This is a genomic window from Lonepinella sp. BR2357 (assembly GCF_051851525.1).
Lineage (GTDB): Bacteria > Pseudomonadota > Gammaproteobacteria > Enterobacterales > Pasteurellaceae > Lonepinella.
The window spans coordinates 1-298 of record NZ_JBPDVG010000037.1; the positions used below are offsets into that span (position 1 = coordinate 1).

Consider the following 298-nt stretch of genomic DNA (forward strand, 5'->3'; position numbering starts at 1 on the left):
ATCAGTGGTGAAAATGTGTCTATTTTCTCTGAAAATAAAAGCGTCAATATCAACGGCTCCAATGTTGTCGCCAATCAGAGTTTACGGATTCAAGCGAAAAATGGCGTAAATATCACCGCAGATAGCAATCGCTATTACGAAGAAAATTATCAACAGAAAACCAAATCAGGCTTAATGAGTTCAGGTGGAATTGGGTTTACTGTTGGGAAAAAGCAAGAAGATGTTGACACCGATAACACACAATACAGTGCGGTGGGCAGTCAAGTTGGTAGTCTGCATGGCAACACTCAAATCATCA

The 298-nt window shown here is 40.3% G+C and carries 1 protein-coding gene; it reads left to right on the plus strand.

Annotated features, from left to right (window positions below; all coding sequences use genetic code 11):
* A partial coding sequence (locus tag ACTG7L_RS10820; RefSeq protein ID WP_439328542.1) for a hemagglutinin repeat-containing protein occupies nucleotides 1-298 on the plus strand: 298 nt, incomplete at both ends.